The organism is Bacillus sp. BSL6 (assembly GCF_052928345.1).
Map to the genome: position 1 here is coordinate 20,257 of NZ_JAVGCW010000002.1, position 15,165 is coordinate 35,421.

The window sequence follows — 15,165 nt, forward strand, 5'->3', positions numbered from 1 at the left end:
TACCTTTACAAAAATGTCCCTAAGTAAAATAACTTAGGGACATTTTCAATATTTAACTCACTAATCGTGTAATTCGTTTCTTCTGCCATGAAAGCTTATAATATGCATATTGTAGTATTAAACTGACAATAAACGCTGCTGGGTACCCAATCCATATCCCTTCTATGCCAAGACTTGTATGGTAAGAAAGGTAATACGCTACAGGTACTTCTACAAGCCATATTGATACGACGCCGATAACAGTTGGCCATAATACTGTACCACTTGCTCGCATTGTTGCACTAATAATTTGCGCATGCCCGAAAATTAAATAACTCCATAATGTAATCATAACGAGGCTATGAGCAATTTCAATTGTAGTTTGACTCGTTAAAAATAGTGATAGAATGTCTCTTGAGAACAAGTAAATGAGAGATATTAGCACACCACCGATGACGTAATTCATAATAATTCCGGCCTTCACAACTTTCTGCAATCGATCAAATTGATTCGCACCAATTGATTGGGCAGCAAAAATGGAGACTGTAATACCAAGACTAACTGCTGGCATTTGCACATAACTTGCAACTTGGTTCACAACGCCATAAGCTGCTGTTGCATCCGAACCGTAACGATTTACAAACGCGATTACCGCAATTTCTGATAATGAAACTAATATCATATTAATACTCGCTGGAATACCGAGTCGTAGCAATAGCTTTAATAAATCCCAATCCATTCGAAGATATTTCCTTACCGTACTATCTAATTGTAGTGGGTGATTTTTTTTCTTTAAATACACTAACATGACAATAAACGTAATAACTGTAGATATAACAGAAGCATAGGCTGCTCCATACACATCTAATTTTGGAGCACCTAACCATCCAAAAATAAGGATTGGTAATAAGATCATATTTAGCGCTGTACTTACAATTAAAAAGTAAAATGGCGTTTTAGAATCTCCTGTACCTCTCATAAACGTTGTGTATGCGAAATATAAAAATAAGATTGGCATCGATATAAATAAAATACGTGCATAATGTACACTTATTTCAATAATATTTTCTGGCGTCCCCATAAGGCGCATAATATCCATTGCAAAAATACTACCTACTATCGCTAACACAACTCCAATAATAAAAGTAAATGTCAACGTCGTACCAACAATCGCTTTTAAACGATCTTCGTTTTTTGCCCCAAATGCCTGACCTATTAAAATAGAACTACCTGAACCAATACCAATTACAAATGAAACGAGTAAGAAAAATAGAGGAAAGAATGCCGATATGGCCGCTAAATCATTCACTCCAAGCCATCTTCCTACTACTACCATACCGAATAATTGTCCAACTGATTGTAGTACATTACTTAATAGTAACGGTACTAAAAACATGGACATCGATTTCCAAATCGGTTTACTCTCACTTTCTAACTTATGTGACTCCGCACCTTCTTTATTGTTATTTGTAGGTGGTTTCAAATTTCATTTCTCCTTTTATTAAAAATCTGTTTTTCAACTTCTATCTCTTTGTATAGTTGTTATAACAATGTGCTTCTATTCATTTTCTTGTCCCTATATTATAACTTCACCCAATATTGGCTTCCATCAGCTGTTCTATCTAAAAACCCGTATTCGATTAAATATCTTCTCAAAGTTACAAAATCCGGATATACGCTTTCTATAATAGCATTTACTTCTTTTTCATTGTACTTTTTATTACTATCAAACTTCGTCACTAAATGACGTAATATAATTAATTTACGCTTTTGCTTTTTTGGAAATTTAGAAAGCGGTCCATCTAATCCCTCTGTAAAATGCGTTTTTAACACTTCATCATTTTCTTCTTCTGTAATATTGTAACGATCATCTACCATCGTTGCTGTTCTATGAATGGGTACAAATTTCGTTTGTACTTTTGATTTTTCTTCTGACAGTTCCATTAACGCTAAAAACACTTTCGCTTGCTTCATTTTCTCTCGAAGTGTAAACCGATGATTGCGGATGGTTGAAGTACTTCCGCCATCCATCTCTTTCACAATCTCTTTATCATTCAGCCCCATATGGAAAAACTGAACCATCTTCTTTTGCAAATCCGTTAAACCCGTATACTTCTTATCTAGATTTAATAAATAATCAAATATCGACGTATGTTCGTTTTGCACATGCAATTGTACAAACTTCTCTGCTTCATACAAAACTTGATTATCTTGATAAATAACCCCCTTAATAAACGTTTCTCCACAAGCTAAACAAATATACTCTTCCGTTTCCTCATCAAACACATACCCTTTTTTCAATTCCTCTACCGACGCATCCCAAAACTTCTCTGAAATATCACTCATACTAAACACTCCTTTAAAATGTCCGTTTTAAAATAAACAAATTTTAATAACGTCTATTATCACTTCATCATCTTAACACAAACGAAATAAACACTTCAATGTTTCGTTTACCTATTTTGCAAACTTTTATAAAAAATGTCTATAATATATTCTTTATAAAGGACATGAAGCAATAAAAAGCGAATGTATTTAATAAATAAATTACGATAGGATGTGAAACAAAACATGACTATTCTGCACGACCCTTGGTTTACTGTTAAACAAATTGCCCAAAATACATATGCAATTAGTGAATATGGACATTGGGAGAAAGTACATTCAATTTTAACTACAAAAAAGGTGTTTCCGTATACGAAAACACCTTTATCTTTTAAAGATTCTATTTACAGTCTCAACTAAAACCTTACTTACTTGTACAAATGTATGCTTTCGGTTTCTATCTTCAACAAATGTATTAGCACAACTCCCCATAATCATCATACAACTAATTATGACTAACACTATCTTTCTATTCTTGTAAGTCACTTCATGCCACTCCACTATTACAAAACTTCTTTTGAATGTATTCCATCAAGAAATTTTACATGAATAATAAAACGTGTGAATATGCAATTATGCATATTCACACGTTTTATTACGATGTTATGATTTAATTTAGTTAAAGTACACGTATACCGAGGTGACTAACTTGAAATTTAAAGCGAAAAAAAATCCATTTCACGTCATTTCTATTACATTATTTATCATGATTTTTTTCATTTCACTATTTTTCCAAAATGAAAATTCTATTTTTTTCACCCTCATGATGCTGCTAAATATCGTGAATCTTTCTTCATTCTATTTCTCTCACTACAACGTAACGGAATCATCTCTTTTCGTAAAACATGGTTTCATACTACGTACTGAAATTCCCTTTGAAGATATTCGCCACATTAAATACTCTGGTAAAAAACTTCATTCAAAGAAATGGACTAGACAGCAATTAGAAATCCATTATAATTTATTCGACTCTGTGACAACTTTCGTACCACAAGAAGAAGAAAAATTCATTGCACTTTTAAAAGAAAACTGCCCACATATGAAAATATTGAATATGTCTGCTAACAAATAATATATTTTGGCATTTACAGTAATAAAAAAACCAAGATTCTAAACAAAGAATCTTGGCGTTTTTATTACTCTTTCGGAGCAATCATTTTTTTCGGATCGACAATTTCATCAAATTGCTCTTCTGTTAGTAGTCCAGATTGCAATGCTGCTTCTTTTAAAGTTAACCCTTCTTTATGAGCATGCTTCGCAATTTTCGCTGCATTTTCATATCCGATATGCGGATTTAATGCTGTAACAAGCATTAATGAACGATTCACATTCTCTTTAATGACTTCTTCATCTGCTTCAATACCAACTGCACAATTATCATTAAATGAAACAATTGCATCTGCTAATAAGTGAGCAGATTGTAAGAAGTTATATGCAATAACAGGTTTAAATACATTTAACTCAAAATTGCCTTGGCTCGCTGCAAATCCGATTGTTGCGTCATTTCCCATCACTTGTGCTACAACCATCGTTAACGCTTCACTTTGCGTTGGATTTACTTTACCTGGCATAATAGAGCTTCCTGGCTCATTTGCTGGAATAATAATTTCTCCTAGCCCACTACGTGGACCACTTGCCAGCCAGCGCACATCGTTAGCGATCTTCATTAAATCCGCTGCTAATGCTTTCAATGCCCCATGCGTATATACAACTTCATCATGACTCGTTAATGCATGGAATTTATTTGGTGCAGACATAAATTGCTTACCTGTAAATTGGCTAATTTCCTCAGATACCATCTCACCAAATTTAGGATGGGCGTTTATACCTGTTCCAACTGCAGTACCACCAATCGCAAGCTCTTTCATATATGTATTGCTCTCTGCAATCATACGCTCTGTTTTTTCAAGCATACGGTGCCATCCACTAATTTCTTGTCCTAATGTTAACGGTGTCGCATCTTGTAAATGTGTACGACCAATTTTTATAATATGTTCAAATGCAATTACTTTTTCTGCTAACGTTTCTTTTAATTTCGTAATTGCTGGTAACACGTGATTTTCTACTGCGAGTACACATGCTACATGAAGCGCCGTTGGAAATGTATCATTTGAACTTTGAGACATGTTCACGTCATCGTTCGGATGAATATGTACATCAGATCCCTTTTCTTTCAAAATTTGATTCCCACGATTTGCAATTACTTCATTCACATTCATGTTTGACTGTGTACCACTGCCTGTTTGCCATACGACAAGTGGAAAATGTTCATTCCATTTCCCTGCAATCACTTCGTCAGCTGCTGTCACAATTGCTTCTGCTTTTTCTTCTGATAACTTTCCTAATTTTTGATTGGTAAGTGCTGCACTCTTCTTTAAAATTGCAAATGCTTTTACAATTTCAAGCGGCATTTGCTCTGTTCCAATCGGGAAGTTTTCTTTACTACGTTGTGTTTGTGCTGCCCATAATTTATCAGCTGGAACTTTTATTTCTCCTAATGTATCTCTTTCAATTCTGTACTCCATGTTTTCATCCCCTTGAAAATATAATACCTACATCTCTTATAATAACAGACTTTCTCTTAAATGATAAGAATTCTCACTCTTATATGTAGATATTCTATATTTATTTAAAAAAATTCCTCTTGACCTAAACTTAAGTTTAGGCTGTATCCTTTCCTTTGTAACCTACTATAACACTACTGGAGGAATTCAATATGAAAAAGTATGCTTTTATAACAGGTGCGAATAAAGGAATTGGATATGAACTTGTTCGTCAATTAGCCGAAAAAGATTATCACGTATTTTTAGGTGCTCGCAATAAACAGCTTGGACAACAAGCTGTACAATCTTTACATGTATCAAACGTTTCCTATATTCAAGTAGATATTTCAAGTTCACAATCCATTCAAGAAGCAATGAAGAAAATTCATGAAACGACTGACCACTTAGATTTATTAATCAATAACGCAGGGATAGCACTAGACTTCAATACGCTACCTAGTGAATTAAATATTGAAACTTTACGTCAAGGATTTGAAGTTAACTTTTTTGGAACATTCCAAATGGTGCAAGCCTTTTTACCATTATTAAAGAAATCAAACAACAGTAAAATTATCAATATAACAACTGACATGGCTTCCTTAACACTGTTTGCTAATGGTGAAACACATCCAATTAATGCGTTAGGGTATAATTCTTCAAAAACAGCTATTAACGCTTTAACATTAGCTTTTAGTAAAGAATTTAGTACGAACGGCCCAGAAATTTTTGGAGTAACTCCCAGTTTTACAACTACTGATCTTAATGGTAACTCCCCAGGTGGCCATACGACCAATGAAAGTGCTAAAATTATTATTAAATATGCAGTAAGTGAAACAAACTATAATGGTAAAATACTAAATAAAGATGGCATTATACCTTGGTAATAAAAGGATGAATGATATGTATTATACAATTGGGCAAGTCGCCAAAATGCAACACTTAACTATTTCTCAAATACGTTATTACGATAAACAAGGACTGTTCCCTTTTCTTAAAAGAAATGAAAAAGGGGATCGAGTTTTTGACGAAGAAGCACTGAAATATTTAGAAATGATTTTATGTTTAAAAAATACCAGTATGCCGATTCTAAGAATAAAACAATTTATCGACTGGTCTATGGAAGGAGAATCTACTATCCTTCAACGATTGGAATTAATGAAACAACAAGAAACTAATGTCTTACAACTCATTCAAGACACTGAAAAAAATTTAAAAAAGATACAACAAAAAATTGCTAAATATGAGGACGAGATAACTTCTTCGACCCCTATTAGAAAATAAAAAATCACCTTCTACAACACGTAGAAGGTGATTTTTTATTTATGACGCTTCTTTTCCTTTTTCAGCATCATCTACATACCAAATGAACTTGCCTGTATATCCGTAAATAACTGCTAAAATTAACGATACGAAGCTTAACCACATAAATGGAATGTATGATATCGTCGCAACACCTAAAATACCAGCCATAAAAATACCGTTATCCGACCATGGAACCATACCTGAAGTTAATGTTCCACCTACTTCTGAGTTACGCGCTAATACGCGGCGGTCGATTTTTAGTTTATCATAACTTTCTTGCATAATTTTCGGTGTTAAAATAAGTGATACGTACATCGCACATCCAAATATGTTCGCTAAAAATGCAACGATTAATGTAGATAATGTTACATTACCAGCAGAATTTAATTTCTTTTCGAATTTTGATACGATTACTTTTAAAACACCTAATTTTTCAAGTAATCCACCAAACCCTAAACCGAAAATAATTACGGCTACTGAACCGAGCATACCGTTAATTCCGCCACGGTTTAATAACTTATCGACAAACTCAACGCCTGATTGAATTGAGAATCCGTTATATGCTGTTCCAATTGCGTCTCCAAAGTGCATTCCTTGGAAAACAGTTGCCCAAATTGCGCCAAGTAAAGCTCCCATTGCAATTGTAGGCATAGAAGGCTTCTTCATTGCTAATAGGACAATAACAATAATCGCCGGAACTAACATCCATATTTTAATATCAAAGTGTTTTAATAATGATTCCTTTAAAAATTCTACTCGATTTAAATCTACGTTATCTCCGCCATACATCCAACCAGCTACAGTAAACATAATGCTAGTAATAATATACGCTGGAACGTCTAATACAAGCATAGCTCGTACGTGTGCAATAACATCTACTTTTGCCATAGATGCTGCAAGTACTGTACTATCAGAAAGTGGCGATAATTTATCCCCGAAATAAGCACCTGAAAGAACTGCACCAGCAACAAGTGGTAATGGTAACCCAAGACCTTCACCAATCGCCATCATAGCAATACCTGCTGTTCCTACCGTTCCCCAAGATGTTCCTGTTGCGATAGAAGTGATCGAACAAATAATTAATGTTGCTAATAGGAATATACTAGGGTGAATAAATTCTAATCCATAATAAATTAATGTTGGTACTATCCCACCAGCAATCCATGTTCCAATTAAAGCACCTACTGCAACTAAAATGAGTATTGCTTCTAATCCGTTAGAAATCCCTTTTGTAATTGCATCTTGCAATTCTTGATAACGAAATCCTAATCTTAATCCAAGCGCAATTACTAAAAACCATGAAATAAATAGCGCTAATTGAATTGGGAGATCAAAAATCGTTTGGAAGGAAAAGACAACAGCAAGAAATAATAATAAAAGAACTATGATTTCTAGCATCGATGGTAATCTTACACTTTTCATTTTTTTCTCTCCTTACAAGTCGATAACATGACGTGTGTCGTCTTACATGTATGTAATATACAATTAGCGAAGACAAAACAAAATTTTCATATTATTTCGATTTATTTTTCCAGTATAATATATTGGACACCTTTTCTATTGTAAAAGTAGATGCTACTTTTCGCAATGGAAAATATAAAAAATGTTACATTTTTTATATTTAACAATCAAAGAGTAACTTTTTTAATATTTGCCAACATAAAACTTTTTACTATTATCCTCACCGTTTAAAGGAATATCATTATTCCCCACACAAAAAAGCACGCATCATTCAAATGATGCATGCTCCACTTTTATTTATACATATTTTGTATTTCTTCTTTATTTTTAAGTATTTCCATAAACTTATCGCTACAACCTTTCGGAAATAATACGCCGAGTCCATATGAATGCTGGAACTGAAAATGAGGGTGCTTTGCTGTGACTTCATCCCAAAACTTATACACGCCGAAGTTTCGATCTTTCACCTCAATATCATGAAATAACACAATACCGTTATTCGCAAGTTTCGGTAACCATGTTTTATAATCATGAGAAACTGCTTCATACGTATGATAGCCATCAATATGCAACAAATTTATCGTTCCATCTTGAAATTGATCAACAGCCTCATCAAAAGTAGATTTAATTAAATTACCTATATTGGGATAGCTCATTTTCACCACTTTATCTACGATTTGGAAAACACCTTCTCCATATGGACCTGTATGCCCGTCTCCAGTCCAAGTATCTACAGCAAAACATTTTGTAGATAATCCCCCATCCTTTACCCCTTGACAAAAACTGAAAAAAGAAGCGCCTAGATGTGTACCTAGCTCAACTAATATTTCTGGTTTTTCAAATCTTACTAAATCGTATGCGAACTCCAAATGCCCAAGCCACGCAGTATTCGCACGAATAAATGGACTAAAATTATCAAATTCAAATGTTGGTTTATGAGTAACCCAGTTCATCGCGTATCTCCTTCTACACATATTTTTAACAAACCAAATTACTCTTATCTTTATTTTTTTATCCTGTTGATTATGATTTAATTTTATAATTTTATCTCTCTTTATTTAACCTACTCGCTTGTATCGTAAATATAACTGGAACTATTCAAATCTCCACCATACAACACAGAAATTTCAGTTTATTTTTTATTCATTTCGTGATATATTGCATATTGTATACAATATATTTTCTGAAAGGAGGACTCTATACATGATGGATCCAAATCGTTTAAAAGGAATCATTATGGTTGTCATCGGTGCTTGTTTATGGGGCTTGTCCGGAACAGCTGCACAACAACTTTTTCAATATGACAATATTTCTACTGAATGGTTAGTTACAATCCGATTACTTATATCTGGCATTATCTTACTCATTATTGCATCATTCGGAACAAGCAAAAAAGAAATATTCGGCATTTGGAAACAAAAATCTGATGCTTATAAAATGATATTGTTTGGTTTATTCGGTATGCTTGCTGTACAGTATACGTATTTTGCTTCTATTAAAGAAGGAAATGCCGCCGTTGCAACATTATTACAATATTTAGCTCCTATATTTATCACTGTATACTTACTTTTCAAATGGAACGTTCGTCCATCAAAAATTGATTTTATTTCAATTACCCTTTCATTAGTAGGTACTTTCCTCTTACTAACAAACGGGTCTGTGCATAACTTAGCTGTTTCTACACCAGCTATTATTTGGGGGATTTTATCTGGATTATCTCTCGCTTTTTATAGTTTATATTCAAAGGGATTACTAGAAAGATGGTCTTCCTCTGTTATCGTTGGATGGGGCATGATTATTGGGGGTATTGGTGTAACGATTGTACACTTTATTTCTACGAAAGAATTTATTTTATTATCAACTATGAAATATGTAAAACTCAGTACCCTACCGCTCATCACATTTGTCGTCATTTTCGGAACACTTATTGCTTTTTATTTATACTTAGACAGCATACGATACTTGACTCCGAAAGAAACGACATTATTCGGTTGTACAGAACCACTCGCAGCTATTATTTCTTCTGTACTTATATTGCACGTGCCATTTCAATCTTTTCAGTTAGTAGGTGCTTTTTGTGTCATTGTAATGGTGCTTATCTTAAGCCAAAAACCGGATGAAGGGAAACAAAAATTAAAGCTTGTTACTGCGAAAAAGGAAAATATACAATGAAAGGATTGAATTCACTATGCCTGTCCCTCAAAATTATAAAAAACAAGGAAGAGTTTCAGCAAAATCACTTGTTTTAAATCAACTACAAGATTGGATTATTGAAGGTGTACTGAAGCCCGATGAAAAAATTAATGATGGGGAATTGGCTGAAGCACTAGGAGTAAGTAGAACACCTGTAAGAGAAGCCCTTCAAATATTAGAGCTTTCTGGATTAGTGGAAATGGTACCTGGGCAAAAAACAAAAATTGCTCCTATTAAGTTAGACGACATACCTACTATTTATGAAACGATGGCTGGTCTTCACTCTATTATAGGTAAGCAAGCACTTCAACACACTACAGAAGCTGATTTGAAACTACTTTCTGAAATAAATAATGATTTTCAGTACTCTATAGAGAAAAAAAACGCAAAACAAGCTTTAGAATTAGATATACAATTTCACAATGCAATTTCTTCTATTGCTAAAAATCAATATATTGAACCCTTTCTAGAAAATATGCAACTTCACGTTTTACGCCTTGAATATTTATTTTTCCAAAACTTTGTTCCAGCAAGTCAATCTATTGATGAACATCACGCTATCATTCAAGCACTGCAGAAGCAGGATGAAAAACAAATGGAACAAATGATGACTCAAAACTGGCTCCGTCCAATGAAAGAAATACAAAAAATAATTTCTACGAAATAGAAAGAGAGCTGGCTACATAAAATCGTAACCAGCTCCCTTTTTACTAATCTATATAGTTATGCCTGAATATCTGCATAATCTTCCATATCTTCGTATTCTTTTTCCAATTCCTCTAAAGACAGCTCGTATAATTGTCGGTCGCGAATTTTAAACACACCTGCTCCAATTAACTCATCAATTAAATGCCTCTTACGATTTTCAACAGCAAAACGGAGTTGACTACTCATCTTTTAAAAAAACTCCTTTCTACGATTATTGAAAATGATAATCTTTATCAATTACCACTTTTGATTATAAAAGATGACTCTTTATAAGTAAAGTAATTTCATGAAATATTTACCTTACAAAGTATTTGTGGCCACATTATATATATGTATGCCGCGCGAAAAATGTTATGACACTTTTTCTTATCCTTTTTCTTTCATACTTTGCAAGTTGTCTCACTATGATGAAATTCACCATCTATTTCTACTTGAATGGTGACATGTTCTACATGAAACTTCTCTTTTAATACTTCCGTAGCCTCTTTTAATACACTTTGTGTTTCATTTCCTTTAATAATCAAGTGGCAAGTTAATACTTGAAAATCCGATGTGACAGACCATATGTGCAAATCATGAACTTCTTTTACAACCGTAATATTTAACAATGTACTTTTTACCTCTTCAATATTTATGTGCTTTGGTGCACCTTCCATTAATATATGGACCGTATCACGTGTTACACGCCATCCACTAATAATGACTAAAATAGACACAAGAATACTAGCAATCGCATCTGCAGCAGTCCATCCGAAAAATTTAATAAGTAACGCAGCAATAATCGCTCCAACTGATCCTAATAGATCACCTAATACGTGTAAGAAAGCACTTCTTAAATTCAAATTCCCCTTTACATCTCCGCCTCTCATTAATATCCAAGCTGATAAAATATTAATAAGTAGACCAAGTACAGCAATAATAAGCATCCCATTACTAGCAATCTCAACTGGCTCTTTAAAACGGCGAATTGCTTCAATAAAAATGTATATTGAAATGACAATAAGGACGACACCGTTACATAATGCCGCTAACATTTCGACTCGCTTATATCCATATGTTTTCGCAGTTGTTGCTGTTTTTTCTCCGAGTTTAAACGCAAGTAAACTTAAAGCTAAAGATACTGCATCACTTAGCATATGCCCCGCGTCAGATAGTAGTGCTAAGCTATTTGTTACAAATCCCCCAATAACTTCAGCAATCATAAAACTGGTTGTTAGTAAGAATGCAAGTAGTAACGCTTTTTTATTTTTAGAATGCCCATGATCATGCGAATGTCCCATACAAAATGCTCCTTTAAGTGCAATATCTGTATGTTAGTATGAAACAAATTCCCTATCTTTATCCCGCTTCCTCTGTATACACACTTCGATACTTTTCAAACAAGTCCTTTTTCTCAACAAAAAATAAGACTACTTCTTTCTCAGCTTCATATTGTTTACTAATGAAAGAAATTTGAAGGAGGTTATTGAATTGAAACGACTATTTCTCTGTATGGAACGTGAACTTGTTGTAGTAAAAGAACGATATGGTAACTATGAAGCAGCGTATCACTTACAAAATATGCAACCTACCTGTATCGCTGTTGATCCATTTCAAAAGAATCGTGTCTATTGCGGCACATTTGGACGAGGTCTCTGGTTAAGTGACGATAGTGGAGATTCATGGAGGCCAATTGGAGATTCGTATCGTTACTTTGATTTTCCAAAAGAAGATGGTATTTTACATTCTTCGATCACTTCCATTACGATAAGCCCGAATGAACAAGTTAACGGCTATGGCGTCGTTTATGTCGGCACAGAACCGAGCGCTTTATTCCGTTCAGAAAATGGTGGTGAAACGTGGACAGAACTGAAAAATATGAAATCATTATTATCTTCTTATACGTGGGCTTTTCCGCCTAGACCTTTTACCCATCACGTACGCTGGATTACAGTTGATCCAAACAATCCAAATACAATCCACGTTTCAATCGAAGCTGGTGCTGTTATTCAAAGTAACGATAAAGGGCATACATGGATTGATAAAAAATTCGGTGCTCCTATCGATGCTCATCAATTACTTATGCACCCTGAAGTCCCAAATCGCCTTTATGCATCATGTGGTGACGGCTTTATGGGCGGACCTGATCGCGCATATCTTGAAAGTTATAACAGTGGAAACAGCTGGATTTCATGTAGTGATGGACTTGAACATCATTATTTATATAGCATGGCTATCGATCCAGCTGATTGTAATACAATTCTCGTTTCTGCCGCACCGAGTGCAGATCTCGCTCATCACCGTATTCCTTATGAATCTTATATTTATCGTAAAACGAAAGACACTCCGTTCCAGCAAGTACAGCAAGGACTACCATCTGCAATCGGTACAGTCATTTCGATGTTTGCTACAAACGAAGCCGAACCACATACGTTCTACACGTTAAATAACAATGGCGTCTTTCAATCCAATGATAGCGGCGAATCGTGGGAACAACTAAACATTCCGTGGAAAGATGAATATAAAACGCAGCACCCGCATGCACTACTCGTTACTAGTTCTTAACGAAAAAGAGACTGCCTAAATGGTTTTAGGCAGTCTCTCTTTTATTTCTTTAAATCAATAACGATATCATCTAAAACAATATCTTTCTTTTTCGCCTCTTTATTCGGCACTTCAATTTTTTTCTCTTTCCCATTAACATACTCTACTCCACCATGATTTTCAGGTGTATGAACTCGTAAGTGTACACGAGGTGTAACGATAAGCTTTGTTGCATTTTCGTTTAACTTTTGGAATGTAGCACTCCATCGAATATTGTAAGGATCGTTGCCACTTCCCCCATTTCCTTCACCCGAATAATCATTCCCTAAATCATCCTTAACCGTCAATTCAACATCTACACTATCCCATTCTTTCCTCGCACCCTTAGAAACTTCTTGATTGTAATAAAGAATAAATGAAACCGGCGACATTGCGACCTTTTCCATATTTGCTTTTATACCTTCTTTTTCCGAACTTCCACCAATTGTTCTCTCTTTACTATCCATTGATTTTACAGTTAACGCGAAATTCCAATGACCTTGTATTGATTTTTTCCTATCTGGTATCTCTATTCCCTCTATATTCCATCTAAAGTTTACTTTGTCCTTTTTATTACTATCATGGTGCGTCGTTGTTACCATACCTACATACTTTTTTTCAGTAACTTTAGTCATTTTCCCACTTCCTGAACTACCATGAGCGTCCATTATATCCAACCCGCCTAATATGATAGGATCATCCCCTAAGTCTTGCTCACTTTCCAGTGAATACGTTATAGATAATGTTCTTCCATCAGAAATTACATCATTAATTGTAACCTTAACTCCATTACTCTCCCGCGTCATATTCAATTCAGTCGAAAACTCTTTATAATTTTCATATAACCCTGTTCTACCATTATCTAAAAATCGGAATATGTCACCTACTATTGGCAATCCCCCGGCATATGTAGGAAAACCAATACCAAGAGTTGCGACCGATAATCCTACTAAAATTGATGCAGCAGCAACACCTTTTTTCCAACTTTTCATCTTTTTCTTCGTTCGTATCGATTGTTTTACATTACGCTTCACTTTTTCTTTTTCAATTTCAGAAGCCTCAATTTCCTCAAGTTCTTTTTCATCTATATCAATATCATTTAATAGTTCATAAATGTCTTTCATATTACACTACCTCCAAAACTAATATTCGTAGCATTTTGTTGTAGTTTCTTTTTTCCACGATACACACGATTATCTATCGCTGCCCGAGTTAACCCTAACTTGTCTCCTATTTCTTCTGTCTTCATACCAAGAAGATATTTCATAATGAACACTTTTTGATCTAGCGGCTCTAATTGATTAATAAGCTTCAATAATTCTTCTCTATCTTCCATAATGATTAATTCGTCTTCCGCTGACTTTTCCGTACTAATATGAAACTCATCCGAAATAATTTCTACTTTTTTAGTTGCCTTCCGGTAATAATCAATTGCTTTAAACTTCGCAATTGCTGCAATCCATTTTTTAAAATCACTCGGCTCTCCATGAAACTTATTTGCGTTATTCCAAATGGATAGGAAAATATCATTTACACATTCCTCTATCAACCCATCATTTTGAACTGGAAAAAGAACTTTGTGCGTGATGCCCTTTATGAGTGGTAAATATGTATCAACAACAAATTCTAGCGCATCTTCTTTTTGTCGCTGTAATCTTTTTATATAATTTTTCTCATTTGATTTCATGTAGCGATTCCCCTTATTTTTTGTAAAAGCTTTTACACCCTATATAACGTCTAAAAAAATATTTTCTCTCATCTTTTAATTATTTTTTGTATGTAATGGCATACTTTCCCTTAGTTATTGTCTCACATAACTATGCATTCAAAGAAATTTTTCTCAAGTCTACAATTTAATTCACGTAGTATACTATTCACATAGTCACTCTTTAACTTAGTGTACATTTTACCCCACATTAACGGGCAGTAAATCCCACCTCAAAATTGTGCGAATGCGAAGAAGTTAGGTGAGAGATAACTGCCCGTAAAAGCCCGATTGGTTCAACTAATAATCAGTGGGGGGCTGGCCCCC

At 34.3% G+C, this 15,165-nt stretch carries 16 protein-coding genes; 7 read left to right on the plus strand and 9 right to left on the minus strand.

From position 1 onward, the window contains the following. Nucleotides 1–52: 52 nt before the first annotated feature. Both RCJ96_RS06235 and RCJ96_RS06240 read right to left on the minus strand, forming a co-directional pair. Complete coding sequence (locus RCJ96_RS06235) at nucleotides 53–1,462, minus strand: MATE family efflux transporter (RefSeq protein ID WP_416503644.1); 1,410 nt, start codon at nucleotides 1,460–1,462, stop codon at nucleotides 53–55. Nucleotides 1,463–1,560: 98 nt separating this feature from the next. Then, a complete protein-coding gene (locus RCJ96_RS06240; RefSeq protein ID WP_416503643.1) occupies nucleotides 1,561–2,325 on the minus strand; it encodes a DUF2087 domain-containing protein in 765 nt (254 codons plus the stop codon). Nucleotides 2,326–2,550: 225 nt separating this feature from the next. Here RCJ96_RS06240 and RCJ96_RS06245 point away from each other — a divergent pair, with 225 nt between their 5' ends. After that, complete coding sequence (locus RCJ96_RS06245; protein WP_000153821.1) at nucleotides 2,551–2,724, plus strand: hypothetical protein; 174 nt, start codon at nucleotides 2,551–2,553, stop codon at nucleotides 2,722–2,724. Nucleotides 2,725–3,013: 289 nt separating this feature from the next. Next, on the plus strand, nucleotides 3,014–3,436 hold the full coding sequence (locus tag RCJ96_RS06250; protein WP_074611010.1) for a PH domain-containing protein: 423 nt from the start codon (nucleotides 3,014–3,016) through the stop codon (nucleotides 3,434–3,436). A gap of 64 nt (nucleotides 3,437–3,500) precedes the next feature. On the opposite strand, the gene fumC is transcribed toward RCJ96_RS06250, so the two are convergent. Then, nucleotides 3,501–4,889: a class II fumarate hydratase gene (gene fumC, locus RCJ96_RS06255; RefSeq protein WP_416503642.1), complete on the minus strand. Its 1,389-nt coding sequence runs from the start codon at nucleotides 4,887–4,889 to the stop codon at nucleotides 3,501–3,503. 191 nt (nucleotides 4,890–5,080) lie between these two features. On the opposite strand from fumC, the gene RCJ96_RS06260 reads away from it, so the two are divergent. Together RCJ96_RS06260 and RCJ96_RS06265 are read left to right on the plus strand one after the other, a co-directional pair. Beyond that, on the plus strand, nucleotides 5,081–5,791 hold the full coding sequence (locus RCJ96_RS06260) for an SDR family NAD(P)-dependent oxidoreductase (RefSeq protein ID WP_416503641.1): 711 nt from the start codon (nucleotides 5,081–5,083) through the stop codon (nucleotides 5,789–5,791). A 7-nt stretch (nucleotides 5,792–5,798) separates the two neighbouring features. Beyond that, nucleotides 5,799–6,188, plus strand: a complete 390-nt coding sequence (locus RCJ96_RS06265) for a MerR family transcriptional regulator (protein WP_416503640.1) — start codon at nucleotides 5,799–5,801, stop codon at nucleotides 6,186–6,188. A gap of 39 nt (nucleotides 6,189–6,227) precedes the next feature. Here RCJ96_RS06265 and nhaC read toward each other — a convergent pair whose 3' ends face one another. Together nhaC and RCJ96_RS06275 are read right to left on the minus strand one after the other, a co-directional pair. Then, nucleotides 6,228–7,631, minus strand: coding sequence for a Na+/H+ antiporter NhaC (gene nhaC / locus RCJ96_RS06270; RefSeq protein WP_000843974.1), 1,404 nt, complete (start codon nucleotides 7,629–7,631; stop codon nucleotides 6,228–6,230). Nucleotides 7,632–7,963: 332 nt separating this feature from the next. After that, on the minus strand, nucleotides 7,964–8,623 hold the full coding sequence (locus RCJ96_RS06275) for a class I SAM-dependent methyltransferase (protein WP_074609919.1): 660 nt from the start codon (nucleotides 8,621–8,623) through the stop codon (nucleotides 7,964–7,966). A 253-nt stretch (nucleotides 8,624–8,876) separates the two neighbouring features. Here RCJ96_RS06275 and RCJ96_RS06280 point away from each other — a divergent pair, with 253 nt between their 5' ends. Both RCJ96_RS06280 and RCJ96_RS06285 read left to right on the plus strand, forming a co-directional pair. Next, nucleotides 8,877–9,842 carry a DMT family transporter gene (locus RCJ96_RS06280; protein WP_139302884.1) on the plus strand — a complete coding sequence of 322 codons (966 nt, stop codon included), beginning with the start codon at nucleotides 8,877–8,879 and terminating at the stop codon, nucleotides 9,840–9,842. Between the two features lie 16 nt (nucleotides 9,843–9,858). Next, on the plus strand, nucleotides 9,859–10,530 hold the full coding sequence (locus RCJ96_RS06285) for a GntR family transcriptional regulator (protein ID WP_001145068.1): 672 nt from the start codon (nucleotides 9,859–9,861) through the stop codon (nucleotides 10,528–10,530). 56 nt (nucleotides 10,531–10,586) lie between these two features. Here the strand turns inward: RCJ96_RS06285 and fbpA are convergent, their stop codons facing one another. Both fbpA and RCJ96_RS06295 read right to left on the minus strand, forming a co-directional pair. Beyond that, nucleotides 10,587–10,757: a Fur-regulated basic protein FbpA gene (gene fbpA, locus RCJ96_RS06290; RefSeq protein ID WP_000098301.1), complete on the minus strand. Its 171-nt coding sequence runs from the start codon at nucleotides 10,755–10,757 to the stop codon at nucleotides 10,587–10,589. A 194-nt stretch (nucleotides 10,758–10,951) separates the two neighbouring features. Then, nucleotides 10,952–11,851, minus strand: coding sequence for a cation diffusion facilitator family transporter (locus tag RCJ96_RS06295; RefSeq protein WP_074609917.1), 900 nt, complete (start codon nucleotides 11,849–11,851; stop codon nucleotides 10,952–10,954). 190 nt (nucleotides 11,852–12,041) lie between these two features. On the opposite strand from RCJ96_RS06295, the gene RCJ96_RS06300 reads away from it, so the two are divergent. Then, on the plus strand, nucleotides 12,042–13,115 hold the full coding sequence (locus RCJ96_RS06300; RefSeq protein WP_416503639.1) for a WD40/YVTN/BNR-like repeat-containing protein: 1,074 nt from the start codon (nucleotides 12,042–12,044) through the stop codon (nucleotides 13,113–13,115). A gap of 41 nt (nucleotides 13,116–13,156) precedes the next feature. Here the strand turns inward: RCJ96_RS06300 and RCJ96_RS06305 are convergent, their stop codons facing one another. Together RCJ96_RS06305 and RCJ96_RS06310 are read right to left on the minus strand one after the other, a co-directional pair. Beyond that, complete coding sequence (locus RCJ96_RS06305) at nucleotides 13,157–14,257, minus strand: DUF4179 domain-containing protein (RefSeq protein WP_416503638.1); 1,101 nt, start codon at nucleotides 14,255–14,257, stop codon at nucleotides 13,157–13,159. Next, nucleotides 14,254–14,820, minus strand: coding sequence for a sigma-70 family RNA polymerase sigma factor (locus tag RCJ96_RS06310; protein ID WP_327923117.1), 567 nt, complete (start codon nucleotides 14,818–14,820; stop codon nucleotides 14,254–14,256). The genes RCJ96_RS06305 and RCJ96_RS06310 overlap by 4 nt, the downstream gene beginning before the upstream one ends. Between the last annotated feature and the right edge of the window lie 345 nt (nucleotides 14,821–15,165).